Below are 26,737 nucleotides of genomic sequence, written 5' to 3' on the forward strand. Positions count from 1 at the left end.
GCCCTTACACTAGTGTAAAGCTCTTGTAATATTCATTGCAATATCTCTTGCAAGTGTACTATAGCATCCATTTAGATTAGATGCCTCATCACCTGAAACTCCATGTATATATACCCCTAGAGCGGCACTTTCAAAAGGCTTCATTTTTTGTGCCAACAGTCCAGTTATAATCCCAGATAGAACATCACCAGAACCTGCCTTTGCCATTCCATTATTTCCACTCTGATTAATATATACCTTTTTATTGTAATCTGCAACTATTGTTCTTGAATCTTTTAAGACACAAATCAGCTTATACTTTTTTGCCATTTCAGTTGCATTTTCAATTAAATTATTTTTTATATCATTAATATTACGCTTGGATAATCTTGACATTTCTTTCATATGAGGTGTAATTATAATATTCTTTTGATTTTTGGTTAGTAACTGTTCATATTTTGCCAGTAAATTTATACCATCTGCATCAATTACTAATGGACATTTGTGTTTTTTTAGGACTGTTTCAAGAATCTGCTTTGCTATATCACTCATGCCAAGTCCCGGGCCTATGTTAATTACGTCTGCCCATGCTATGGCATCTTCTAAGCTTTTATGACTAAACTGCTTTGTATCATATGTGGTCAAAACTGCCTCGGGTATCAAAGTCTGTAAGATTTCCCGATTTTCGAGTGGCGTAAATATTCTTACAAGTCCACATCCCATTTTATAAGCAGCTAATGAAGCTAAATAAGCCGCTCCTGACATATTATTACTTCCTGCAATAATAAGTGCTTTTCCAAATGTACCTTTATTGGAATCATTTGATCTTTGCGGTAGTTTATCTAAATCTTTCTTATTATAAGAAAAATTAAAGCATATTTCATCGGCACCATAAACTCCTATATCTGCTACTTTAATCCTATTACAATATTGTGCACCCGGATAAAAGACATGCCCTAATTTCTTATATGCAATCGCAACAGTTAAATCTGCTTTCACTGCACACCCCATTATCTTACCAGTATCAGCAGATATGCCGGATGGGATATCGACTGCTATCTTAAAACCTTTCGCTTGATTAATAAAATGAATTGCCTTTTTGTATTGACCTTCTACGCTACGAGTTAAACCAATTCCAAACACACTATCTACTATTACATTATATTCATTTTTGTCAAAGGTGTTATAGATTTTAATATTATATTTTTCAGCAATCTCAATCTGTTTCTTAGTCTCAGGAGAAGAATGCTGCCTATCTCCTATAACTACGATCCGAACCTGTCTACCCTGTAAATGAAGTATTCTTCCTATTGCGATTCCATCTCCACCGTTATTTCCAATTCCGCTGACAACCAGAATATTTTTGGCATTTGCGCATTCTTCATCAATTGCAGACACTACACTAAGTGCCGCTTTTTCCATTAAAACCGATGATGCAATACCAATCTTGTCAATCGTATTGTTATCTAACAACTTCATTTGATCACTTGTTAATAAATATTCCATTGCATTTACCTCCTACAATTTTATAAAAACAACGCAAAAAGAAAGCCTCTTTTACCAGGCTTTATTAATGCGTTGTTTTTTAATTATATTTATTCCTATTCTTACTATCATTCTTCCGGTAACGCCTCATTATACATATCAAATAGATCTACAATTTCAAAGCCTAAAATATCATGCATATAAGAATACATTAGATTTGACTCATCTTGTATCTCTTGTTTTCTTATTACGTTTTCCTTAAGCTGCATACGAACTTTTTCTATCCATTCGTCAATTTCAGTTAACTTGAGTTTATTATCCTTCATTGTATTATAACAAATACGCATACCTTCAATGAGCAACATTTTATTAACTGTATCAATCGTATTTGGCAATTCTTCCAACTCTTTTTCACTGTCTATCATTTTGCTGTTTAAATCCCTAATTAATTTTTGGCTTGCATCCAGCTTCTTATTCTTCACATTGCCATATACTTCATCCTCGTTTGGATTCATGTTCTCAAGTATTTTATCCATTAAGGTCTTCTTCGCAGCTTCCATTTCCTTTAGATCATTATATAACTGTCCCTGTCTTCCCAAAAGCTTGTTTAATTTTTTTTCTAAACTATTCATCGTGAAAGTCTTCAAATTATTATCAAATAACAGATACCATTTATTGTCCAAAGTAACAATAGGTACCTTTTTTCCTTCTAACGCTCTTTCAAATTTATCTAAATTCTTCTCTTTCACTCAGTATCTCCCCGCTTTCTCCTTTGCGCTGATCATTATTTTAGTCTTTAAAATGTTCTTTCTCATATCGTGTTATATTATATGATAGTCTCATTAAGCTCTCTGACAAATGTACATTTTCAACTAAAACCTCTTCAGGTAGATTTAAATCTGTGTGGGCAAAATTCCAAATTGCTTTTACTCCATACTCAATTAATAAATCTGCCATCTCAGCAGCCTTTGACTTTGGAATGGTTAATGCTGCGATCTGAACATTATTTTCTTTAATAAATTGCTCCAGTTCATCAATCATTCTAATCTCAATCCCTCTTACGGTAACACCTTGTAATCTTGGATTAACATCAAAAATCCCATTAATGATAAATCCTCTCTTCTCGAATGCTCCATAATTAGCAATTGCCTGACCTAAATTGCCAGCACCAATAATTATCACATTATGATTTTGATCAAGTCCTAAAATTTTACCAATTTCTGTATAAAGATGCTTTACATTGTAACCATAGCCTTGCTGACCGAATCCGCCAAAATTATTCAAATCCTGTCTTATCTGAGATGCCGTTACTTTCATCTTTGTACTTAATTCATTTGAGGAGATTCTCTCAACACCGCTTTCTAGTAATTCACCCAAATATCTATAATATCTAGGCAGTCTTTTAATAACCGCTTTTGAAATTTCTTTCTCTTCCACGAACTAACCTCCTATTTAAACATATATTCAATTATATATAACTGACAAATTAATGTCAATCTTTTGTTATTCTTCTAACATTTTATATAAAGTTTTTTGTATTTAATCATGTTATAATAAATTTGTATAGTAAAAAAACTGAAAGGAATCTTATTTATGAACACTATAGATTTGCATGTTCACTCTAATGCATCAGATGGAACATATTCTCCCACTCAATTAGTTGAGTATGCTTCAAAGAAGCATTTAAGTGCATTTGCACTAACCGATCATGATACAGTAGCAGGTGTTAATGAAGCAATACACGCAGCTACCCAGTACAATATAAAAGTGATACCAGGTGTTGAATTATCAACAGATTATAATAACCAAGATGTACATATACTTGGTCTGTTTATTGATTACACTAACGATTCTTTTTTAAGTAAGCTAAAAGATCTTAATGCCATCAGAGCCAAAAGAAATGATCAAATGTGTTATTTACTTCAAAAGGAAGGCTTTGACATTTCCATCAAAAAAATGTATGAAAAATTTGGAGACACTGTTATTACCAGAGCACACTTTGCCAGATATTTATTAGATCATGGCTATCTTTCTTCTATGAAAGAAGCTTTTGATTCGTATTTAGATGTTGGCTGTTCGTGCTATGTTCCAAAGTACAAGTGTTCCCCCTTTGAAGCTATTGACATTATATTAAAGGCAAATGGTGTACCAGTACTCGCTCATCCACTATTGTACCATTTTAATAATAAACAACTAGAAGAGATGGTACATCTTTTGAAAAATTCAGGATTAATGGGGATTGAAGCAATCTATTCTTTGAATAAAAATCAGGATGAAGCTAATATGCTTGCATTGGCAAGGAAATATAATCTGAAAGTAACAGGCGGTTCTGATTTCCACGGAAAAAACAAGCCAAATATTGATTTAGGTATTGGCAGAGGAAACCTTCTTATTCCTGCTTCGCTTCTTGAACAATTTGCATTCTCTTAATGGATTAATTTTAGCTTGTGCTATAAACACAAACAAGACGGATAGCGCAAGCTGAATTGACATACTAATAATAACCCAGTATTTTACAATCAGATCATCATTATAGTCTCCGAATTTGTTGCATATAGTTAAAATTTCATCTGTATTTCCCGCTTGTCTGCTAATCAATCCTGAAAAAGTTATCATCGGATTAATCAATAAAACATAAATTACTCCTTTGATATCTACAGTAGTATTTTCTAATCCTGCATTTTGGGCTTGTGAAATGATATATGAGCTTTGCACAATTAAATAACTTCCCAAGAAGATAAAAAGCAATGCTGCATAGGTTAAAACTGTTGCTGTTGTTGATTTCTTAAATGCAGAGGAAAACAACAGACCAATTGTACCAATAAACACCGCCTCAACAACAAGTAAAATAATGAGAATTGATAAATCTATCAATTTAATTCCGCCAAATATAAAAATTACTGAAACAATCGGCATACTGGTAATAGTTAGTAAAAGCACAATACTCAATGAACTTTGCAATTTACCTATTATAATTTGCCAAGGCTTCATCTGCGTTGATAGCAATATATCTAACGTTTGACGTTCCCGCTCGCCTGAAATTGCTCCAGCCGTCAACCCCGGAATAATAAGAATAAGCATTGCAAATTGAATATAAGCCATAACAATATAGATCTGAATCATATTCTCATATTCGATTGAACCTGTATATTGATACGAATTCAACATTTCGTAAAAGATTATTAAAGCTACACATGCCAATATAAAATTATATACGAAAATAACCCATGATATCTTAACACTTCTCTCAAACATGCGAAGCTCTTTTTCAAAAACTGGATTCAATCTCATTCAAATTCACTTCCTTTTTCCATAATTTTCAAAAACAAAGATTCCAAATTGCTCTGTTCTCGTTTAAACGATACAACTAATACATCATTTAGGATAAGCTCCTTCAATAAATTAGCTTCATCTTCCTTTCTTCCAATAAAAGTTACCATAATATTATTATTGTCAACCGATATGGTTCTGACATATTTATTCGACCGAAGAATAGGAACTGCCTTATTGACCTCGCCGTATACATTAATAATTAAAGGATTTGAAGAATCCACCTGGAAAAGTATTTCTTCGATGTTACCGCTCATTATGACATTTCCTTTATCAATAATGCAAATGCTGCTGCACATTTCAGCCAACTCTGTTAATATATGAGAGCTGATTATAATCGTTTTACCCTGTCCACTTAAGTGCTTAAGAATATATCTTAACTGATGACGTGTCAATGGATCAAGTCCCGAAGCCGGCTCATCCAGTATTAATATATCAGGATTATGAACCAATGTTCTGGCCAGACATAAGCGCTGCTTCATTCCGCGCGATAGTCCATCTACATATTCGTTAATTTTATCTTTCAAATCTACAAGCTCTAGTAATTCACTTGCACGATTTAATGCAACATCCTCTGGAATGCCGTATGCTGAGCTGTAAAACAGTAAATATTCAATTACGGTTAAATTGTCATATACTCCAAAAAAATCTGGCATATATCCAATTGTCTGCTTTAACTTCTTAATATTATGGAGTATATTTTCATCCGCTACAGTAATTATACCTGAATCCGCAGGTAAAAGTCCTGACATTATTTTCATTATAGTTGTCTTTCCTGCTCCATTAGGTCCTACAAAGCCATAAATCTCGCCCTCCTTAACTGTTAGATTAAAATTTTCAACTGCTTTAAAGTTTCCGTATGACTTTGACAGATTCTCAATTTTCAACATCATTTACCCTCCCTATTGTTGATAATGAAGGTAGTAATGCCTGCTTTTCTTCTTCGTCGAAATGTTCAACATATTTTACTACAATTTCATTCTGATCATTTAAATATGGCTTAAGTTCATGAGAGAAAATATTCTTTTGGGATAAATCAATGGGATCATATAATGTTGTAACACGATTATAAAAATATATATGACCAGAAAAAGTTTTATAATATTTATCATCAAAATAACTTAAATCATTAAAATACAAATTAATGTCTTTCAGATTTTGCCCCAGATTATATGTTAAAATCATTTCATCCGTATACATAACATCTCCTGATGAACTATATTCCTCATTTTTAATTGGAACGTAGGTTGTATACTCAAGATTATCACAAGTATAGTCCACATCAACCGGTACCTCTATCAAGGTCATCCCGTATGCATCATAAGCAGAATCCAATTGTAAATCTAATTGATTCATATCCTTTGCGAAACCAATTAGATAGGCTTTATCTGTATAGTATCCAAATTTTTTTTCAAGATAAAAATCAAGAATTGATTTTTTCTGATTTTGCAGCATATAGCCATCTTGGATTAATCCTTTTTCAGTCGTCTTAAGATTAGCAATTGCATTGGTAAGCCCATATTTAAATTTTGGATTATACGTATATATTTTCATATCATCTAAATTGATCGTGGAACCAGCAGGTATTGTATCAAGAAAAATCACCTTGTTATATACTAAAATCGCAGCATTCTCAATTGAATAGTCCATATAATTGGTCACAAATCCGCTTACCTTGTCTCCAAACAAATTCATATTCACACTAATATAATCACTACTATTTGCTTCCTCTGATTTTTCAGCTATAAAATTTTCTTTTGTAAAAGCAACATCGTTTTTAATCGTTATTGTATTTTCCTGTTCACCATATGAGATACCAACATTATAATCATTTAAATTAAATTTTTTATTTCGATCATCGTAATAGACAGTATCAAATATTGGTTTAAAAGAATATTCTTTGTCTACATACAGCTTATATTCATTGTTAAAGGGAGCTCTTATATTAAAGTAAACACTGTCATCGATCGTCTTTTCATTATAGGTTACAATTTTAAAGTAATTTAAGAAAGGAGCTTTCAACCTTGTACTGTTTCCTAATATTATTATCAAAAATGTAAATAAAACAGAAGCAGTTATTTCACATAACCAGAAAAATTTTCTTTTATTTAACTTCTTTAATAAAAGATATAATAATGGACCCATGATAATCGAATAAATAATGAGTGCAATAATAAATATCGTAAAATCAGGTAAATTGTTCATAAATACACTACTAAGTGCATAAGTAATCGCCCAATCGGTATACGAGCGATAGGAATAGTTTAATTTTCTTATTTCTTCATCTGGTATCACTGTCTCCCATGAGATGCTTTCATTGGCGTCATTAACCAAAACTAAAAAGCCTCCATTTTTAACCCAATTATCAATGACTTTGCTCTGCTCCTTAGTAAGACTGTCTAGCTGATTTTGATTTGCTATTATTATATCAAAAAGATCCAAAGCATAATTTTCTTGAGGTATATCCTCTTGACTGATGATAATTGATTTAAAAGTATAGTCATTATATTGATAAATTGCCGTATTTTCAAAATAGTTCAAAACCGAAGGAGAATCCGTAAAAACCGCAGCATAAACATAATAAGAATAATCCTCTGACTCAATTACCTTTATGCCGTTAAATAATTCATTGCCATACTCATCGTAGATCATAATCCTTAGCTGATTACTCCGATATTTTAGTGGTATGATTAAGGATACATCTGTAGTAGCGTCTGCAGCAATGTGAGCCGTCTTTTCATACATATAGTTCTTCTCTTTGTAACCATTCAGCATAATTGCTTGTGTAGCAGAATTTGTAGTGGTTACCGCCGATAAAATCACTTGTACTGTTCCGTTAAATTCGCTCCCTTGGTTAGTCACAGATATCGTAAGTGGTGAATTGGTATCTGTCTTTGTAATGAGGTTATAGCCATAAGAGATTTCAGCGGATAACTCGTTTGAGGCTGCTGCCTTTACAGGATGTGTCCCAATACAGCTAAGCAGGATGCAGCAAAAAATTAATCGAATTAATTTTTTGAATGTTTTTGCTGTTCTTATTGCCTTATTCTTATTTATCATTTATTGTTCCCCACTGTTTCACCTTTATTATCTATCATAAATTTGTCTTTACATTCGCTTAAGCTATATGGCAGACATACTGTAAAAGAGGTTCCTTTCAAACTGCTTGTTACTTCTATCGTACCATTATGCATATCAACAACATTCTTTGCAATCGCCAGACCTAATCCTGTACCACCTGTATTTTCGGAGCGAGACTGTTCTACCCGATAGAACTTTTTAAATATATTGTTTAACTCTTGATTTGGTATCACTTTACCATAATTAATCACATCAATTTTTACCATCCCCGGTACCTCGCTAATACATACCTTAATTAATTTACCATCTGCACCGTACTTGATTGCATTATTAATTAAATTATCAAAAAGCCGCGCAATCAAATCTCCATCCGCTTCGATACAAATATCCTTTTTACTCGTTTGATACTCATATTCAAGATGATTGCTTTGAAAACTTGGATAAAATTCATCCAATAGCTGCTCTAATAATTTTACAATATTAATTGTTCCAGGTTTTAGATTTATTCTACCATGATTTAATTTGGTAAAATCAAATAAATCATAAATTAAATGTTCTAAACGTTTTGATTTATTGTAAACAATCTCAAGGTACTTATCCCGCGTTTCATCATTAAGTGTACGATTACTTCTAATTAACTCTAAATATCCTGTTATTGAAGTTAAAGGAGTTCTCAAATCATGCGCTACACTTGTTATCAGTTCGTTTTTACTTCTTTCAGTCTCCCTCTCTCTGTCCATAATGACCAATATCTCTTCTGTCATTTTGTTTATATTATCTGCTAATTGGGAAAATTCATCATCATCTTTTACATCAATTAAAATACCAAGATTCCCTTCTGCTATCTCCTGAATGCTGTTCGAAATCTCTTTTACATATTGCAACAAATCACCAATCATAATAAAAAAACTTGTTAAGAACACCAAAAGACCGCAAAATAGCAAAATAACAACTTTTATCTTTGGATCGATTCCATCTCTTCCAATCACATAACTTCTATATCCGTGAGTTCTTAAAAATTCAATCAGCATATGCAAATCTATAATTAAAAATAGTTCTACAGCTATAGTGATCGTAGTGCTTACCAGTGTATATATAATTATTTTTTTTCGAAAGGAATTAAAGAAATTACTTTTCAATTTTATAACCTACCCCCCAAACGGTTGTTATAATTTTTTTATTTCTGGAATCTTCGTGTATCTTACCTCTTAGCCTTCTAATATGAACCATAACCGTATTGTTTGCTTCATACACTTTCTCATTCCACACTCTTTCAAATATCTCATCTGTACTAAATACTCTGCCCGGATTCGATGCCAGTAAATACAAAATATCAAATTCAATGGGTGTCAGTTTTACCTCCTCACCAAATACTGTTACCATATGATTTTCCTTATTAATTTGCAGACCATGAATTTGTATATCACTTTCTATTTCTTCAACCGGTTTTCCGGGATTTAGCTGTGTATACCTTCTTAGCTGTGATTTAACTCTTGCTGTAAGCTCAAGTGGATTAAAGGGTTTCACCACATAATCATCTGCACCAGTTCCTAAGCCCAGTATTTTATCCAAATCCGTAGACTTTGCGCTTAGCATTATAATCGGTATATTATTATTTTCTCTAATCTTTCGGCACATTTCAAGTCCATCCATTCCAGGCATCATAATATCTAGTAACACCAGCTCAATCTTTTGCTCCCCTAATATTTTAAAACCCTCCTGTGCGTTGTATGCCTTATAAACCTTGTAACCGTCACTTACTAAATATATTTCAACCAAATCTGCAATTTCTTTTTCATCATCTACTACTAGAATATTAATATTTGACATTTGCTTTTCTTCCTTTCACTAATTATTAATATTGATTTCATGAATGCAAGCCATATATTGTAATATTATCATAATAATTTGTATAAATCATTAAATTTCCATTACAATATTCGGACTAAGTAATAACGCATTGTATCTGATACTCTCTAGGAATGTTTTAAAACTTGTTCAAACAGATTTTACATAGTATAATAACTAAATATTAAGAAATTACAGTCAAGGAGAAAATAATGAGCGAAACTAAAATTCTTTTCACTGATTTAGATGGTACCTTATTAAATAGCGAACGGCAAATCTCATATGAAAATAGATTGGCTATCAAAAAAGCACTTGAAAGAAATCACAAGGTGGTAATTGCTACCGGCCGTCCTCTTCCAAGTGCTGTACACTTAGTTGAAGACTTAGGACTGAATTATGAAGGTTGCTATGCAATTACTTATAATGGTGGTCTTATTTATGATACCTTTCAAAAGAAAGCAATCTTTAAGACCACGCTTCCACTAGAATATGTAAATTATATATTTGATGTGGCAAAAGAAAATAAAATTCATTGTCATACTTATTCGGATGATTCTGTTATTTCAGAAAAATTAACGAATGAATTAGAAAAATATTGCAACCGTATTATAGTTCCATATGAACTTGTAGAGAATATACATACAGATTTAGTTAACGAACCTGTTAAGGTAATCATGATTGATTTTACAGAGCAAAACAAGCTTAATAAAATAAAAGATGAACTAAGCGACTGGTGTCACGGAAAGATAAATTGTAGCTTTTCCAATCCATTTTTTTTGGAATTTGGCTCACTAAAGGCGACAAAAGGTAATGCTGTAAATTATTTATGCAATTATCTTAACATACCAATAGAAAATTCTATTGCTGTAGGAGATGAAGAAAACGATATTTCCATGATTCAGTCTGCAGGCATCGGTATCGCTATGGCTAATGCCACAAATGGAATAAAAGAATATGCAGATTATATTACCGAGCACAATAATAATAATCACGGAATATCGGAGGTAATTAAAAAGTTTTTATTATAACATTTAGTCAGCTATTTTTTATACAAAACAACGTAGATGCAGGCAAAGTATTAAAATCATTCTCTTAAAGATCAAAGGCATTGGTTCATCATTCTTCAATCAACCAATGCCTTGTTATTTTATATTTTTTGCTTACTATAAAAGATAGTGATTATTAAGCTTAATTTGTAATTGTATCAAGACCTGCTTCATCCATTTTTTCAATAGATATTGCTTCAATATAATAAAATTCTCCGCTCTCATCAGTATCCTTTCTTAGAATTCCTTTTACCTTAATCCAATCCTGACCTGATATCAACTGCGTTAAATCTTGTTTCGTATAAAACTCAAAGCAAACATATGCACCCTGACAATAAGGGCATGTAGGACCATATCTTCCTACAAATAAGTACGGCAGATAATCTGCGATGTAGTAGCCTTCTATTTCAACCGTCTTTCCTTCATACTGGTCAAAATTCATGTACCAATCATTAATTTGTGTGGAATAATAATTATCTCCTACTACAATATCAATATTTTTATCATCGAAAGTTTCCCGATCCTTTTCTATGTCACAATTATAGTTTAATGATGAATGTGGAGGTGTATTACTTTGTGTTGTATCAATTTGATTGTATTGCGATTGGGTATTTGTACCATTTGTTTCTGTTTGATCAAAAGTCTGTAACACCTCTGCCATACTTTTATCAGAAGAGTCATCTGACACAGACTCTTCACTGCTTTGTGCCTGCGTCATCTTGCTATTGGATGTAGCACTATCTTGTCTGGAACACGCATTCATGGAAATAATCATTACCACTATAAAACCGATTCTTAAAAACCTCTTCAATTTTACATTCCCCCTATTCTTTTATTATTTTATCTTTTCGCTTCGCAAGCAGGCAGAAACCTAAAAATACACCTAAATTAACGATAACAACACTTGCACCTGTCGGTGTTGAATATCGATATGAGATAACAATTCCAATGCAAAAGCATAGAACCGAGAGAAATCCCGAGCAAATGACGACGCCCAAAAAATTCTTTATTATTCTCATTGATGAAAGTGCCGGAAAGATAATAAGACTTGATATGAGCATGGCTCCCATCATTCTCATTCCTAGTACAATTGTGATTGCAGTTAATACTGCAATCAGTGAATTGTAAAAAGATGTCTTTACTCCAATTGCCTTGGCAAAATTTTCATCAAATGTTACAGCGAAAATCTTATGATAGCAAAAGACAAACATAATGAGTACCACAATTGATAATACAACACTCAACTGCACATCACTTTCACTCATTGCTAAAATACTGCCAAACATATAGCTGCATACATCAGTATTCATTCCGGTTGTCAGCGCAGTTATAATTACTCCAATCGCCAATGATGCAGCGGAAAGTACTGCAATCGCGGCATCACTTTTAATTTTTCCTTCCTGTGTAATACGAAGCAGACAAAATGCGGCAATTACCACAATTGGAATTGATACTTTAAGGGGCGCTAAGCCAAATGCCATCGCTATAGAAAGTGCGCCGTAGGAAACATGGGATAATCCATCCCCTATCATCGAATAACGTTTTAATACAAGGCTAACTCCCAGTAATGCGGCACATAGGGACACCATAATACCAACCTCAAATGCTCTTAAAATAAAGGGATAAGTAAACATTTCGAATATTAATTGCATGTTTCATTACCTCCAAAATATTTTCGACCATAGTCAGTATTTAAAAATTGCTTTGTCGTACCATAAAACCAATTGCTCTGCTTAAGCTGAAGAACGGTATCTGCATATATGAGTACATTTCGAATATCGTGTGATACCATGATTATAGTCATATTAAGCTCTTGGTTCAACATTCTTAGATTCTCATATAATTCAACCGTAGCATCTGGATCAAGACCTGTAACTGGTTCATCAAGCACTAATAACTTATGTGCCGCACACAAGGCACGAGCCAGTAATACTCTTTGTTGTTGTCCACCTGACAACTCTCGATAGCAACGTTTCTTTAGCCTTTCAATATTTAAAAGTTCCATATTTTTATATGCTGCTTTTTTCTGACCAGTTGAATAAAAAGGGGTTCTTTTACTCGAATTTAAAAAGCCCGAAATCACAATTTCATATACACTGGCCGGAAAATCCCTTTGTACCTGCGTTTGTTGCGGTAAGTAACCAATTCCATTATTTTTTACTTCCTCATGCATTATAATTTTACCAGATATGGTTTTTTGCAGTCCTAACAAGGTTTTCACTAATGTACTTTTACCGGAGCCATTTTCACCAATTACAGCAATATAATCACGTTCCCAAATATCAATTGCCAGATCTTTAACTACTATTTTATTATCATATCCAATACATGCACTTTGGCAGGAAAGTAATATTTTATCATTGCTTATACGATTTTCTGTCATTCATTTAATCCTTCCTTAAGTGCCTCTACATTCTGATGCATTAATTGCAAATAGGTGACTTTGTTGTTAAAATCTTCCTGCGATACATTATGGCAGGAATTAAATTCAAGCACTTTTGCTCCTGTTGCCTCACTGATTGTCTCAGCAATTTTACCGCTGCTTAACTCAATATGATAAACTGCCGGAAGCTGCTCTTGTTTTACCTTGTCAATTAAATACGCTACCGTATCTGCACTTGGCTCGGTTTCACTGCTGCATCCGTTAAAAGCGGCACGGTAGGATAAACCATACTGATCAACAAAGTAGCGCAGCGGAAATTTATCTCCAAAAATCATAATTTTATATTTAGAGTTTTCCACCACTTCCTTAAATTCGGAATCCAACTCTTCAAGCTCTTTCACATAGTTATCTGCATTCATTTGATAATAATCTGCGTTGTTTGGATCTGCCTCTTTTAAGACATTACAAATTTCAATAACTATTTTCTGCGCATTAACCGGAGAGGTCCAAATGTGTTCATCATACTCTGGTTCTTCCTCTGACTGTTCTTCCTCATCCGCAGCCTCTTCTGGCTCCATACCTTCCGTCTCTTCTTCGATGACAGTCTCTACGTAATCCATCATGCAGGCTGATATTTGTTTCTTATTTTCTGTGGATGACAATACTTTCGTTACCCAGCTTTCCATTTCACCACCATTATAAATAAAAACATCTGCATTGTTAACTTCAATCATATCTGCAGGAGTTGGCTCGAAGGAATGTGTATCCATTCCGGCAGGTACCAACATTGTCAAATTCACCTTATCCTGAGCTATTTCTCTGACAAAGTCGTAATAAGGAAATAGGGTGGCAACTACATTTAGCTTTGCATTTTCTTCTGTGCTGGTTGTAAGCTCCTTAGATGTTTCTGCCACATCTTCTGTCGCTTGATTCGTTTTTTGACCGCAGCCAACTAAAGCTGCCAAAAGTAAAGCAGCAATTATTAATAATGTTTTTCGTTTCATTTTAATCCTCCATACTTTAATTGTGTACACAAAACAAGGCGAAGCGATCTATCGTTTCACTTCTTATAAACTTAAAACTATTTAATACCTTTTGATTTTGTGTTTTTATTTAATTAGTTACACAATAATAGAGGATTCAATCGTTCAGACGCACTTTTCTTTTAATCAGGGTATCACTTTCGTGAAAGATGTGTACATTTTTTTTACTTTCATACACAAAGATATTCGACACAAGTAAAATGATTGCAGGTAAAACTGCTGTTTTTATTTGAGCAATAATATGCTCTGCTAATTGAAGTTGTTCACAGATGGGACATTTATCACCTGTACATTGATGCTTTTTATGAGTTACAATAAACAAGTAAGAAAGAGATAACACCATGATAAGAAAAATGCAGATAAACCAAGATATCATTTTTTTTCTATTTATGCTAATATACATATCTTTCCTTCTTTCCTACATAATAATTTAACACTTTTCATTCTATCATATTCTTACTTTTTGTCAAGAAAGTGTAAAGCCCTTTCTTGTTTGCATATAAATAAAGTCGATTTTTATACACAAAATTTCAAAGCTTGTTTTACTGATGTAACAAAAAAGAGAAAGCCAATTTCTCCTTTGACTTTCTCTTTGCATATTTTTTATTTAGTTTCCAAAAACAGAGCATATTTTGGAAGTTTTCCTAATTCCATTTGTTCCGTTTATCAGTTTTTCTCCCCAATCTGAAGAAAGTTGACTGCCATCCCACTGATTTGCAATATCCAAATACTCAACACCACCACTGTTGCCTTTCCAAGACCAGCCCATATAGCCAATATTTTTCTGCGTACAATATGACATAATATAATCCTCGTCTACATCGCCATCTGAATGATATTGTCCGAACTCTCCGATTACTACGCAGAGATTTTTGTTTGTTACGTTGTCTATATTTGCCTTTATCGTAGCCGCATCCTTGCCTGCTGTGCCATACATATGAATGGAAAACATCGTGTTTCTTAAAGAATCACTATTTAATATCTCTTGACCATATTGTTCAATACTCTTTGCGTATTGTCCCCAGCCTGCACTATCAACCATTAATGTGTTTTTAATTCCTGCGTCACGAAGCTTTGGTATTATATTCAAATACCCTTCTTTCCAGGTAGCTGTGTCCCATCCGCCATACCATTCGTTTGCGATATTCAAGATAACATATGCTTCATTACCAATCAATGCACTTTTCATTTCAATCCAATAGTCTGCTGCCTTTTGAAGTGACTCAAGATCATATTTTCCAGTTGCATCATGCACTTCTAAAATTGTTATCAGTTTTTTTTCACGGCATTTATTAATAATGCTTTTGATTGAATTTAAATCATCCTTGTTCCATTGCTGACCATTTGAAAGTACAATTCTTACACTGTTAGAACCCGTATTGGCTATTGCTGTAAGCGTAGTATCTAGATAACCCTTATACCAAGTGTGGGCATGATTAATACCGCGAAGAACAAATTCCTTACCTGTTGCATCATATAACTTTGTACCACTCACATAGAATCCATTGCTTGAGTTAGCAGATTGACTTGGCAATATTGCCTCTTTTGCTGCCTCTGATTTAATCTGATTACCGCAAAGGCAAAGACTGACTAAAATTACCGCACTGAAAAGACATGTAAATATTTTTTTCATTAATGATTATCCCCCTTACTAATTCGTATTTTAGCGCACATTTAATCTTTTAAAACCGGCGCTTAGATACATTATATTATCCCTCATAAATATAGTGCATTGATACAATAAAAATTGAATACTATCTATTCCCCCCTTATCTAATCATAATTCAATTGCACCTATGGACTTCATGTAACTTAAAGATGCATTAAATTAAGCCGCATTATTTGTCTGATTATTTGTTATATTATAATATATTAGCAATCAATAATCAAGTTTAATATTATTTACACTAATAATATTTTATATTGTATCTTTATGATGAAAAAGCAAGATCAATTTAAGTTGATGTGTCACTAGAATTAAGCTATAATATGTCTATCAAAATAGAGAGGTGGTTAAAATATGAAAACCCTTAAAATTTACTTTGCGACATTACTTGTTGTGTTTACGTTTCTTTCCCCTTTGGCAGTTACCTATGCAAATGCACAGGAAACCAGCACCCAATTCTTTACTGATGTTTTAGAATTAGATGCACGTACAATAAACAATGCTGAAATAGCAGTCTGGAGTGGTACGAATAATACCGGTTATTTAATACCAAAAGGAGCGCGCATTTCCTTTCAGATAAATGCTTACCAGTATTCCCCTATTGATATGATTGTTTATAGGCGAGATGAAAATGGAGAATTTGTGAAAGTTCTCAATTTATTTTGCACAATGCAAAATAATCAAGGCACTTCTATCTACATAGGACAAGTGCCAGAAACAGCCTACTATGCTTTTGGGGTACGCAACTATAAATTAACACCTGCCATTTATGATGGCTGGATAATATGTGCTTACGAATAAAATACCAAGGTCTTTCCTATAAAATAAAAAAGTGGACAAGTCCGCATCAGCTTTTAATCCCTTACTCATGAGGGACTTGACCGCTTTCCAGCGCCGAATGCAGTCACACAGTGGCATTTTCCACTTGCATTCGTGCGCATTGTGTTTTTATTTCATAGGAATCAAACTTTTTACGTTACCATAGCAAGGTCTTTCTATGAAATAAAAAAAGAGTATCCCTCAAGTTATTTCATAACTTTTGATATGCTCCCTACTAAATGACAAGTTATTATTACTTCACTTGTCTACCTAAATGAACCTAAATGGGAGTATATCATTTTGGGACACCCTCATCAATTCCTTTATCAAATAGTCAACTAAATCGACTTCATATTAGGGTAATATTTGGTTAAATGTTCTCAAAACATGTATCAATCACTGATGAAAGTTTAGTTGAATTTATTCTCCCAGTACATTTCTCATAATACGCTTACTGACAATATTCCAATTGATATTTTTCATAAAATTGTTAATGTATTCATCTTTATTGTTTTCATATTGCATAAAATAGGCATGCTCATACACATCCAATACTAATATCGGAGTTGAAAGAGAGATATTTCCGACGTCATGCGCATCCAGACTGATATTTCTAAAACGGTAAGATCGCCAGTCAAATACTAAAACAGCCCAACCACGGCTTGCCTTTGCAGTTGCCTTAAAATGCTTTTCCCAATCCTGAAAACTTCCAAAATCTTTCATCAAATATTTCATTGTTGTTTCGTTAGGCAAAGCATTCCCTATATTTTGGAAATAAAGTTCATGAAGAATCACCCCGTCCAGTGCAAAGGTTTCTCCTCTTTTTATACCACGATATTTGCTGTAAGTAGCATTTGCCTGTTCGTAGTCACTACCTTGCTGTAATAATTGGTCAATCTCATTTATTTTATTAATATAGCCTTGATAAAGCTTCATATGTACATGAAAGGTTTCCTCATTAATTACAGTAATATCCGGCGTATACTTAAAATCTATCATTTTAAGCTCCATGAAATACCCTCTTCTTTTTTATTTATATATAAGTATACGCAGGTAATTCATCATTTCATGACTGTTCTTCTATTCTTTCTGCATGAATTACCACTCTGCCTTCATCCGGACACTTCATGTCAAACATTGGTCTTTTTTTATTACCATAATCCAAATTGGCCCCATTTTGCAATGCGTATACAAAAGGATACATTGAATGCCAAAGTTCATGACATAATGGCGGACATAAATCCTCTACTATAAATACGTCATTTGTTTTACAATATCCACCTCTGCAACGGCTCTCAATAATTGTAATCTTAATTTTTGGCATCTATAAGCCCTCGAAATATTTTTTCATAACAACAAGTGTCTGATTAATTTCTTTCTCCCCCATTGCTCCCGATACAAACATTGCTTCAAATTGTGACGGTGCGATATAGATACCATGATTTATCATATATTTAAAGTATTTGCCGAACGCTTTTGTATCGGATGTCTTTGCTGATGTATAATCCTTAACCTGGTTTTGGGTAAAGAAAATACAACCTAAGGAACCCAAATAATTAAGCGTTGCCGGCACATGATACTCTTCAATTATCTGTTTCATTCCTTCAAAAAGCTGTTTGGAGGTCTGGTTCAACCTTGTATAAAAATCAGGATTATTCTTTAATATCATTAGCTGTGTGTAACCTGCAGCCATTGCAACCGGATTGCCGCTTAATGTTCCTGCTTGATAAACTCCTCCTGAGGGTGATACCAGTTCCATAATTTCTCTTCTACCGCCATATGCTCCAACTGGCATACCCCCGCCAATAATTTTACCGAACGTGGTAATATCCGGTTTAATGCCAAAGTAGCCTTGTGCACCATCAATTCCAAGCCGAAAGCCTGTAATAACTTCATCAAGAATAAGCAGGGACTGATTATCATCACATATTTTTCTAAGTTTATTCAAGAAATCTTTTTCCGGCAGGACAACTCCCATATTTGCTGCAACAGGCTCTATAATAACAGCAGCAATTTCATTTCCCCATTGATGAAACAACTCTTCTACGCTGTTAAAATCATTGTAAACTGCGCTCAACGTATCCTCTGCGCAACCGCTTGGGACTCCTGCGCTGTCTGGAATTCCTGCTGTCATCACACCAGATCCTGCTTTCACTAGCATGGCATCGCTATGTCCGTGATAGCAGCCCTCAAATTTAATTATTTTATTTTTCCCTGTAAAGCCTCGTGCCACTCGTATTGCACTCATAACTGCTTCTGTCCCAGAATTAACCATACGAATCATTTCTATGGATGGAACTAATTCACAGATTAGTTTTGCCATTTTTACTTCTATTTCAGTTGCAGCTCCAAAGCTTAAGCCATATTGGCAAGCATCCAGCACATTTTTATAGACCTCTTTATGAGCGCTTCCAAGAATCATAGGACCCCACGAACCAATAAAATCAATATATTCATTTCCGTCTACATCCGTGATATAAGCACCCTCTGCTTTGCTTATAAATCTTGGAGCCATCCCAACTGAACCATATGCTCTAACAGGACTGTTTACGCCCCCCGGAATCACTTTTCGTGCTTCTTCAAAAAGCTGTTCTGATTTTGTCATTATCCAATTCTCCCCTCATTAATGTATTGTGCAAGCTCTTTTGCAAAGTAAGTAATATAAACATTGGCACCGGCACGAAATGTACTGACTGCCATTTCACCTACAATTGCTGCTTCATCAATATATCCCATTTGGGCTGCTGCTTTGACCATGGAATATTCACCACTTACACTATAGGCAGCAATTGGTGTATCAACCGTATTTGCAATTTCATGTATGATATCAAGATAAGAAAGTGCCGGCTTTACCATAATAATATCGGAACCTTCTTCGACATCCAATAAAGCTTCCTTTCTTGCTTCCTTTTTATTATGAAAATCCATTTGATAACTTTTTCTGTCTCCAAAGGCCGGTGCTGAGCCTGCTGCCTCACGAAATGGTCCATAAAAGGCAGAGGCATATTTTACCGCATAGGACATAATAGGGGTTTCAACGTATCCTTTCGAATCGAGCCGGTTTCGAATTGCAAGTACCCTTCCATCCATCATATCAGAGGGTGCTACCATATCTGCTCCTGCCTCTACATGTGAAAGTGCAGTTTTAGCAAGCAGTTCAAGCGTAGTATCATTATCTACATAATGGTCTCTCAAAATTCCGCAGTGTCCATGAGAAGTATATTCACAAAGGCATACATCCGTTACATAATAAAGGTTAGGGAATTCTTTCTTCGCTTCTCTTAATGCCTTTTGTATAATACCGTTATCTGCATAGGCTGCACTTGCATACTCATCCTTGCTGCTCGGAATCCCAAACAACATAACACTTGAAATACCAGCATCTGAAACTCTTTGAAGCTCATACATCAATTTATCAATACTATAGCGATATTGCCCTTTCATAGACGCAATTTCTTCCTCTATCTGATTACCTTCTTGTACAAAAATCGGATACATAAGAGCAGCCTTATCAATTCTGGTTTCTCTTATCATTTTTCTTAACACTTCTCTGTTTCTTAATCTTCTTGGTCGTTTTATCACTTTTTTGCCTCCGTCTATCCTTATCCTTGTATTTATCTCTTATGTGTTTAGCATGCTCTGCTCTTTGTTTTGAAACTGCTGCTCCAAACATTCTACCAGACTCTCAAGCGTTGCTTCTTTGGATACATAGGTTTGCATTTGATACTCATCTGCTGTTTGTTTTGTCTTTTGTCCAATGCAGATGGCTTTTACCTTTTTCAAATTCAGATTTTTATGTGCTTGTGCAAATCCCTTAACCGTGGATGCACTGGTAAAAATAGCATAATCTATTTCAGCATTTTCAAATTCCATCTTCAGCTCACTCATCGATTCCTGATATAAAGTATCATAGGTGGGAATATCATATATTATGCACTTTGTTTTTGACAATTCCTCTATCAATTCTTTGGCACCTTGTCTGGCTCTTGGTATCAGTATTTTATCCCCCTCTTTGATGGATTGTGAAAGGATACCTCCAAGCTCTTTTCCTTGATACACTTTTGGCATTAACTCAGGATAGATTCCTTTATCCTCTAATACCTGACTGGTACCTTTACCGATTACAGCAAATTTAAGCTGGTTTAATTTCCTAATATCTACCCTGTAACTGCTTAATTCTTCAAAGAATATTCTTGCACCAGTCGGACTGGTTAATACAATCCATTGAAAATTCTCTATCTCTTTCATGCAGCTATATAAAGTTTCATTATTTGGTATCCTCTCTGTTACAATACACGGAATTTCCAATACCTCAGCTCCCTTTTCCCTTAAAAGCTCTGAGAGTTTTGAAGAGAGTTCTTTTGGCCTTGTTACTGCTACCTTACAACCGGATAAAACATTTTTATCATACCACGAAAACTTATCCGAAAGAGAACAAACTTCGCCGACAACAATAATAGATGGTGACTTAATCTCAGCCTTTTCTGCCGCCAAAGATAACTCAGAAACAGTCGATATTACCTTTCTTTGATGTGCTTTTGTCCCATTTTCTAAAATAGCTGCCGGCATCGTTGGTTTCATACCGGCTTGTAAAAGCCCCTCACATATATCCTTTAAAGAGGCTACACTCATTAGAAAGACCAATGTTCCTTTCGTTCTTACCAAAGCCTCAAAATCGATATCCAATGGCTCATCTTTCTTTTTATGTCCTGTAATAATATGTAAGGAAGAACAAAAATCACGATAGGTTACAGGAATGCCATTGTATGCAGCTACTGCAATCGAACTGGTTATTCCAGGCACAATCTCAAAAGGAATGTTATGCTTTACCAATAATTCAAGCTCCTCGCCACCACGTCCGAAAACAAACGGATCTCCTCCTTTGAGTCGTACTACCTTTTGGCCCTTACAAGCTTCCTCTAAAAGGATTTCGTTAATTCTATCCTGTCTCACTGCATGATTTCCTGATTCCTTACCTACATAGATTTTCTTGGCTTTTTTGCTTATCAAGGATAAAATTCCATCCCCAACCAGCCTGTCATATACAACAACTTCAGCATTTTCTATAAGTCTTTTACCTTTAACTGTTAATAATTCAGGATCGGATGGTCCTGCACCGACCAGCCAAACTTTTCCTTTCGAAGGCGTTTTATAATTGGCTGCAAATCTACCGAGTTCCTCTGCATTTCGTGGTTCATCATAAAAGGTCATTTTCTTACCATCCTCATACATACAATTTAATACAATTCTTTCATTCTCTATTGTGGCAAATGCAGCAATCGGAGAGCTGCAGCCGCCATTTAGTTCCCGAACAAAAGCTCTCTCACACAGTGCAGCAATCTCACTTTCATTATCATTAACACAGGAGAGAAAAGAATAATCTTCTCCTTTTCTTCCCTGAATTGCTAAAATTCCCTGCCCTGCTGCCGGAAGTGATTCCTGTATCGTAAATTCTTTGGTAATTCGTTCCTCTAGCTTAAGTCGTTTGATTCCTGCAGCAGCAAGTATCAAAGCGCTGAATTCTCCTTGATCCAGTTTATCTAGTCTGGTAAGAACATTTCCGCGGATAGGTTTGATCTGCATATCCGGGTATAGCTTTTTTATTTGAAGGGTTCTTCTTAGGCTGGAACAGCCGATTGGCCTATCAGGGTTTAATTCTAGATTATCTTTTGGCAAAATGAGTACGTCTCTTGGATCTTCTCTTTTTGAATATGCAATAATAGGAAGTTCTTTGTTAATCTCCATAGGCATATCCTTTAGAGAGTGGATTGCAATATCAATTTTATTTTCTATCAAAGCTTTATCAAGCTCCTTGACAAACAGTCCCTTTCCTCCGATTTTATCTAATGCTTTATCAAGTATTTTATCTCCTGTAGTTTTCATTGTAATGAATTCAATTTCCAGATCTGGATGATGCTTCTTGATACAGTCAATGATAATTTGCGACTGTACAACAGCCAATTTGCTTTCGCGGCTTCCTACTCTTAATTTTCTCACCATTTCTCACCTCTTTTAGCATTTACGCCTTACTGTTTTATATTATTCTGAATATATTTTATTCATCCCTTCTATGCACTCTCTCCATGCATCCGTGGTTAAGCTGTCTCTTAAACCAAATATCAGCTTATCCACAACCTTTATTGACGCATCTTGAATAGTCTTTTCAAGACTTTCCTTAGATTCCTCTTCAATGTTAAGTTTACCAGATGCCCCCCATACTCTGTTTTGAATATCTCTGGCGGCTGAATCTGCAATCTGCTTCACAACTGGCATGATGTCTTTACATTCGTACCATTTTAAAAACTCTTCGATCTGATTATGTAGAATATCCTCTACTTTTTCCAGATTTTCCTTTCTTTTTTCATCCGTTATATCTAGCTTAAAATCATCAATATCATATAGCTTCACCTGTTTTAATTCATTTACCCTTGCATCAATATCTCTGGGCACAGCCAAATCGACAAGTATAATCGAATCTTTTAATTCCAAATTCTTTATCTCTTCATATTTAATCGTGCAGTTTGGACTTGCTGTTGCACTGATAACAAGATCACACTGTCTGATAAATTCCATTCGTTCGCCATAATTAATCCGATTACAGCCTGTTGGTATTTCTACTACGCCGCTTTTATATTGCCGGATTGTAACGGTTACTTTTGCGCCTTGTTCTTTTAATGCAATAGCTGATAGTTTTCCCATTTCGCCATTGCCTATCACCATACAGACTTTATCCTTTAATTCTACATTTTTTCTTTGCAAATGTCTGATTGCTTCTTCTATAACAGAATGACTTGCATTGGTCAGTTTGATTTCTGTTTTCACTTTTTTGGCAGCGGTAACTGCCATCCGAAATAGTACCTCTAGTACATTATTCGTACAATAATTTTCTCTGGCTAACGCCAACGCATCCTTTACCTGTGTAATGATTTGATCTTCCCCAAACACCTTTGACTTAATTCCGCAGGACAGATTAAATAAATGCTCTACTGCTTCTATTCCACAACGTTGGGTCAAATACTGTCGATAGTTATAATAATCAAGACCATTTAAGAAGCAGAGACACTCTCCTAAATTTTTATCAAAAGTATCCAAATGACTGATCCAGATTTCCGTTCGGTTGCAAGTTGACAGTACAACACATCCTTCCACACCCTCCACTTGATTCATTTTCATCATCGCCTCAATGCTTTTATGCTTTGTTAAAGCAAATTGTTCTCTATATTCGACTGATGCTTTATCATGGTCGATTCCTACCATTCTTATGTTCACTGTATTGCTCCTTTTTCCTACTAGAATAATACTCCTAATATTATAATATACTTTATAGATTATACTCTTTTCATGCTTGTATGTCTATGGCTGAAATCGCTATAATTACTTAAAACAAACAGTCGGTAAGCTGACTCTTTCTCGCCATTACAGATTAGGAAGCAATCTTCTAATAATATGAGAAATAGCGTATATAACTAAAAAAAGCTGTTGAAAAACTTATTATGAAAGTTTTTCAACAGCTTTTTGGTATCATTCTCTTCTATTTGAGGTATCAAGAATGGTCGGAATGGTTCCATCGGCATTATAGCTAAACTTTTGAATGCAAACTGAACGTCTATAGCTTCCGCCATTTGGTAAAGAACCATTATGGTATACAAAATAAGAGCTGCCATTAAAATCTACAATTGCAGGATGAATTGTGTTACTTGTAACGATATTTGGCATAATAATGCCCCTGTATTTCCAAGGTCCGGTTGGGTTGGTACTTGTAGAATAGGCAATACGCTCAGGAAAACAGGCTGCATAAACCAAATAATATATTCCGTTACGTTTATAAAGCCAAGGAGCCTCTTCATAGTCCGGTCCAAATGCTTCTATAGTAAGAGGTATCGCTGTAATAGAGCCATTTAGAGAAATCATATCATTGTTAAGCTTTACCCAATAACAAGCATTATTTCCCCAATACATATAAGCCTGTCCATCATCATCAATAAACACCGTAGGATCAAGGTCATCCCATGAATGCGATGCATATGTTGTCATATCATTTGTAACAAGAGCATGACCAATTGCATCTTTAAACGGTCCTGTAGGACTGTCGGAAACAGCAACCCCGATGGCAACTCCGGGATGTGTCTTATCATGAGTACTGACATACCAATAGAATTTACCATTTCGGTAAACGCACTGAGCCGCATTCGCATCACCGCCGGACCACTGAAAGGTACTGGTTGTAAGAGGGATTCCCTCATCTTTCCAATTCACCATGTCTGTTGAGGAATAACATTTCCAATCTTTCATTCTGTATGCATTATCAGGTGCATCATTTTGATCATGACCAACATACAAATAGCACACACTGTTATACACCAAAGTGGCAGGATCAGCTGTGTAGCAATCTGTAATAACAGGATTATCCGCATAGCAGACCATAGAGAAAAACATTGTAAAAATTAAAGAAGAAAGCAAATATTTTATTACTTTTTTCATATATAACCTCCATTTTCTATATTCGTTTTCGCATAACAAATATTTTAATTAACATTGGTAATAAGTAAAATACTCTGCTTGCAGAAACATTTTACAAATACCTTAATCACTTGAAAAACCAGCAAAGTTTTATCTTGCAGTTTAATAGCAAATTTTAAAGGTAGAATCTTGCTTATCCGTTACGGATGAGCTGTTTGTAATCTGGCTTAATTTTAGTACATAGTTTGAGTGTCTGATATAATAACCCGGATATGTATAGGATTGAAAGGAAGTCCAGCTTGAATCTGCAAATCCATTTGTCATATAAAAGGTAGCATCATTTTTAAATGCCGTTGTGTTATCTTTAGAAGCAAGCACTACGTTGTAGGATGACTGTCTTAAATACATGGACGGATTATCAACTGATTGGAACGATACTCCTCCCGAATCGGCAAGACCGGGTACTATCTTCCACTGCATATTGGAAGTCGGGTCAAATGGAGCTGAGTCAATTCTACCCGTATAGTTTGCATGTCTAATGTACCTGTCCGGATAATTATATGATTTTAATCGGTTCCATTCCGGCGCTCCCCACTTTGCAATCAGATTATTATACTCTGTTAAAGTAATGGCTGCTATTGTGGCATGTTTGCTGTTTAATGGTGCATTATAGTCCTTCCGGTCAATCGCAGTCCAAGAGTTGGAAGTTAAATCATTCGTCTGCCATGCATAAAAGACTGCATTAACTGGATTGTAGCTGTCTCCCCATAGCCACCACGTGTTAGATGTAAGGCTTTTCATTATAATAGGTGCTTCAATATGGCTTCCTGAAATATTTGGTCCATATCCGCTGGTGTAAGTATTGGAATTAAAGCTTCCAGACTCCAGTGAGGTTGACTTCGTACCATATAATTTGAAATCCTTCTCACTTTTATAATATAAATAATTATAGCCATTTACATTCACTTCCATATGACCGTCTATGACACTGAAACCAGGATCAAAATATACCTTAGGGCTTGTAAAATTAACAAAATCTTTTGTGTAATTTACATAAATTCTGTTACGGTCTGTATTTCCTGACCATATAACAGCATACTGCCCCTTTGAAGCATCATAAAAGGTCTCCGGTGCCCATGCATGCATACCTGATGTATTCATACGCACCAGACGTTCATTTGTAAAATCCGTTAAATTCGCAGAATCCCAAATATGAATATACTCACTATTCCAGTTATCGGTTGCCACGATTACAAATGTTCCATCCTGCTTTCTTAAAAAAAATGGATCTCTTAAATAGCCTGTCCCCTCTGTCGGCTTTAATACATAGTTGTTTTGGTTCAAGGGTGTCCAATTCAAACCATCCTTACTGACTGCAAGGTACAGATTGGGACTGTTGCCCGAACCATTTGGTGTCTCCTTAAAATACCCCATTACATACGCTGAATATAACGCTGCCTCGACAGGTTTTGTGGTGAATGACATCACCGAGCTGATTAGTGTCAGCGCAAGGCTGGCACATATCATTTTTTTTACCCCTTTCCTCATAAATATCTCTCCTTCTTTTTTATTTGCAAAATGCTATCACAGTTAGAAT

At 34.8% G+C, this 26,737-nt stretch carries 25 protein-coding genes; 3 read left to right on the forward strand and 22 right to left on the reverse strand.

Annotation, left to right across the window (positions count from 1 at the left end; genetic code table 11):
* Nucleotides 1–9 precede the first annotated feature (9 nt).
* The 3 genes from C8E03_RS02005 to C8E03_RS02015 all read right to left on the reverse strand — a co-directional run bounded on the left by C8E03_RS02005 (nucleotide 10) and on the right by C8E03_RS02015 (nucleotide 2,901).
* Nucleotides 10–1,485 carry an NAD(P)H-hydrate dehydratase gene (locus tag C8E03_RS02005; RefSeq protein ID WP_110290143.1) on the reverse strand — a complete coding sequence of 492 codons (1,476 nt, stop codon included), beginning with the start codon at nucleotides 1,483–1,485 and terminating at the stop codon, nucleotides 10–12.
* 107 nt (nucleotides 1,486–1,592) lie between these two features.
* The gene (locus tag C8E03_RS02010; RefSeq protein ID WP_094378129.1) at nucleotides 1,593–2,213 is read right to left on the reverse strand and encodes a hypothetical protein; all 621 of its coding nucleotides are present in this window, start codon (nucleotides 2,211–2,213) and stop codon (nucleotides 1,593–1,595) included.
* A 40-nt stretch (nucleotides 2,214–2,253) separates the two neighbouring features.
* Nucleotides 2,254–2,901: a redox-sensing transcriptional repressor Rex gene (locus tag C8E03_RS02015; RefSeq protein ID WP_094378128.1), complete on the reverse strand. Its 648-nt coding sequence runs from the start codon at nucleotides 2,899–2,901 to the stop codon at nucleotides 2,254–2,256.
* A gap of 156 nt (nucleotides 2,902–3,057) precedes the next feature.
* Between C8E03_RS02015 and C8E03_RS02020 the strand changes: the two genes are divergently transcribed.
* Nucleotides 3,058–3,894 (forward strand): PHP domain-containing protein, encoded by an 837-nt coding sequence (locus C8E03_RS02020; RefSeq protein ID WP_110290144.1) that lies wholly within the window; start codon nucleotides 3,058–3,060, stop codon nucleotides 3,892–3,894.
* On the opposite strand, the gene C8E03_RS02025 is transcribed toward C8E03_RS02020, so the two are convergent.
* Genes C8E03_RS02025 through C8E03_RS02045 form a run of 5 tightly spaced genes read right to left on the reverse strand, consistent with a single transcriptional unit; the run spans nucleotide 3,829 to nucleotide 9,705 of the window.
* Nucleotides 3,829–4,755 carry an ABC transporter permease gene (locus tag C8E03_RS02025; protein WP_110290145.1) on the reverse strand — a complete coding sequence of 309 codons (927 nt, stop codon included), beginning with the start codon at nucleotides 4,753–4,755 and terminating at the stop codon, nucleotides 3,829–3,831. The genes C8E03_RS02020 and C8E03_RS02025 overlap by 66 nt on opposite strands.
* Nucleotides 4,752–5,684: an ABC transporter ATP-binding protein gene (locus tag C8E03_RS02030; protein WP_094378125.1), complete on the reverse strand. Its 933-nt coding sequence runs from the start codon at nucleotides 5,682–5,684 to the stop codon at nucleotides 4,752–4,754. The genes C8E03_RS02025 and C8E03_RS02030 overlap by 4 nt, the downstream gene beginning before the upstream one ends.
* Nucleotides 5,671–7,854 (reverse strand): hypothetical protein, encoded by a 2,184-nt coding sequence (locus tag C8E03_RS02035; protein WP_110290146.1) that lies wholly within the window; start codon nucleotides 7,852–7,854, stop codon nucleotides 5,671–5,673. The genes C8E03_RS02030 and C8E03_RS02035 overlap by 14 nt, the downstream gene beginning before the upstream one ends.
* On the reverse strand, nucleotides 7,851–9,014 hold the full coding sequence (locus C8E03_RS02040; RefSeq protein WP_242993341.1) for a sensor histidine kinase: 1,164 nt from the start codon (nucleotides 9,012–9,014) through the stop codon (nucleotides 7,851–7,853). Before C8E03_RS02040 ends, C8E03_RS02035 begins: the two co-directional genes overlap by 4 nt.
* A complete protein-coding gene (locus C8E03_RS02045; RefSeq protein ID WP_094378123.1) occupies nucleotides 9,004–9,705 on the reverse strand; it encodes a response regulator transcription factor in 702 nt (233 codons plus the stop codon). Before C8E03_RS02045 ends, C8E03_RS02040 begins: the two co-directional genes overlap by 11 nt.
* 230 nt (nucleotides 9,706–9,935) lie before the next feature.
* Between C8E03_RS02045 and C8E03_RS02050 the strand changes: the two genes are divergently transcribed.
* Complete coding sequence (locus C8E03_RS02050) at nucleotides 9,936–10,751, forward strand: Cof-type HAD-IIB family hydrolase (RefSeq protein ID WP_110290147.1); 816 nt, start codon at nucleotides 9,936–9,938, stop codon at nucleotides 10,749–10,751.
* A 160-nt stretch (nucleotides 10,752–10,911) separates the two neighbouring features.
* Here the strand turns inward: C8E03_RS02050 and C8E03_RS02055 are convergent, their stop codons facing one another.
* The 6 genes from C8E03_RS02055 to C8E03_RS02080 all read right to left on the reverse strand — a co-directional run bounded on the left by C8E03_RS02055 (nucleotide 10,912) and on the right by C8E03_RS02080 (nucleotide 15,828).
* Nucleotides 10,912–11,580 (reverse strand): TIGR03943 family putative permease subunit, encoded by a 669-nt coding sequence (locus tag C8E03_RS02055; protein ID WP_094378121.1) that lies wholly within the window; start codon nucleotides 11,578–11,580, stop codon nucleotides 10,912–10,914.
* 13 nt (nucleotides 11,581–11,593) lie between these two features.
* Nucleotides 11,594–12,421 (reverse strand): metal ABC transporter permease, encoded by an 828-nt coding sequence (locus tag C8E03_RS02060; RefSeq protein ID WP_110290148.1) that lies wholly within the window; start codon nucleotides 12,419–12,421, stop codon nucleotides 11,594–11,596.
* Nucleotides 12,412–13,152, reverse strand: coding sequence for a metal ABC transporter ATP-binding protein (locus C8E03_RS02065; RefSeq protein ID WP_094378119.1), 741 nt, complete (start codon nucleotides 13,150–13,152; stop codon nucleotides 12,412–12,414). The genes C8E03_RS02060 and C8E03_RS02065 overlap by 10 nt, the downstream gene beginning before the upstream one ends.
* Nucleotides 13,149–14,156 carry a metal ABC transporter substrate-binding protein gene (locus C8E03_RS02070; protein WP_094378118.1) on the reverse strand — a complete coding sequence of 336 codons (1,008 nt, stop codon included), beginning with the start codon at nucleotides 14,154–14,156 and terminating at the stop codon, nucleotides 13,149–13,151. The genes C8E03_RS02065 and C8E03_RS02070 overlap by 4 nt, the downstream gene beginning before the upstream one ends.
* Before the next feature lie 136 nt (nucleotides 14,157–14,292).
* Nucleotides 14,293–14,598 (reverse strand): hypothetical protein, encoded by a 306-nt coding sequence (locus C8E03_RS02075; RefSeq protein WP_094378117.1) that lies wholly within the window; start codon nucleotides 14,596–14,598, stop codon nucleotides 14,293–14,295.
* A gap of 204 nt (nucleotides 14,599–14,802) precedes the next feature.
* Complete coding sequence (locus C8E03_RS02080) at nucleotides 14,803–15,828, reverse strand: glycoside hydrolase family 5 protein (RefSeq protein WP_110290149.1); 1,026 nt, start codon at nucleotides 15,826–15,828, stop codon at nucleotides 14,803–14,805.
* A gap of 387 nt (nucleotides 15,829–16,215) precedes the next feature.
* Between C8E03_RS02080 and C8E03_RS02085 the strand changes: the two genes are divergently transcribed.
* Nucleotides 16,216–16,662 carry a hypothetical protein gene (locus C8E03_RS02085; RefSeq protein WP_094378116.1) on the forward strand — a complete coding sequence of 149 codons (447 nt, stop codon included), beginning with the start codon at nucleotides 16,216–16,218 and terminating at the stop codon, nucleotides 16,660–16,662.
* A gap of 438 nt (nucleotides 16,663–17,100) precedes the next feature.
* Here C8E03_RS02085 and C8E03_RS02090 read toward each other — a convergent pair whose 3' ends face one another.
* The 8 genes from C8E03_RS02090 to C8E03_RS02125 all read right to left on the reverse strand — a co-directional run bounded on the left by C8E03_RS02090 (nucleotide 17,101) and on the right by C8E03_RS02125 (nucleotide 26,688).
* Nucleotides 17,101–17,691: a superoxide dismutase gene (locus tag C8E03_RS02090; RefSeq protein WP_110290150.1), complete on the reverse strand. Its 591-nt coding sequence runs from the start codon at nucleotides 17,689–17,691 to the stop codon at nucleotides 17,101–17,103.
* 55 nt (nucleotides 17,692–17,746) lie between these two features.
* A complete protein-coding gene (locus tag C8E03_RS02095; RefSeq protein ID WP_110290151.1) occupies nucleotides 17,747–18,004 on the reverse strand; it encodes a TIGR04076 family protein in 258 nt (85 codons plus the stop codon).
* On the reverse strand, nucleotides 18,005–19,285 hold the full coding sequence (gene hemL / locus C8E03_RS02100) for a glutamate-1-semialdehyde 2,1-aminomutase (protein WP_110290152.1): 1,281 nt from the start codon (nucleotides 19,283–19,285) through the stop codon (nucleotides 18,005–18,007).
* Nucleotides 19,285–20,262, reverse strand: a complete 978-nt coding sequence (hemB, locus tag C8E03_RS02105) for a porphobilinogen synthase (RefSeq protein ID WP_110290153.1) — start codon at nucleotides 20,260–20,262, stop codon at nucleotides 19,285–19,287. The genes hemL and hemB overlap by 1 nt, the downstream gene beginning before the upstream one ends.
* 39 nt (nucleotides 20,263–20,301) lie before the next feature.
* On the reverse strand, nucleotides 20,302–22,680 hold the full coding sequence (gene cobA / locus C8E03_RS22565; RefSeq protein ID WP_110290154.1) for a uroporphyrinogen-III C-methyltransferase: 2,379 nt from the start codon (nucleotides 22,678–22,680) through the stop codon (nucleotides 20,302–20,304).
* Between the two features lie 39 nt (nucleotides 22,681–22,719).
* Complete coding sequence (gene hemA / locus C8E03_RS02115; protein ID WP_110290155.1) at nucleotides 22,720–23,949, reverse strand: glutamyl-tRNA reductase; 1,230 nt, start codon at nucleotides 23,947–23,949, stop codon at nucleotides 22,720–22,722.
* Nucleotides 23,950–24,201: 252 nt separating this feature from the next.
* Nucleotides 24,202–25,161 (reverse strand): glycoside hydrolase family 43 protein, encoded by a 960-nt coding sequence (locus C8E03_RS02120; protein ID WP_110290156.1) that lies wholly within the window; start codon nucleotides 25,159–25,161, stop codon nucleotides 24,202–24,204.
* Between the two features lie 141 nt (nucleotides 25,162–25,302).
* Nucleotides 25,303–26,688 (reverse strand): glycoside hydrolase family 43 protein, encoded by a 1,386-nt coding sequence (locus C8E03_RS02125; RefSeq protein WP_201798192.1) that lies wholly within the window; start codon nucleotides 26,686–26,688, stop codon nucleotides 25,303–25,305.
* Nucleotides 26,689–26,737 lie beyond the last annotated feature (49 nt).

The sequence above is a fragment of the Lachnotalea glycerini genome (assembly GCF_003201285.1).
GTDB classification, from domain to species: domain Bacteria; phylum Bacillota; class Clostridia; order Lachnospirales; family Lachnospiraceae; genus Lachnotalea; species Lachnotalea glycerini.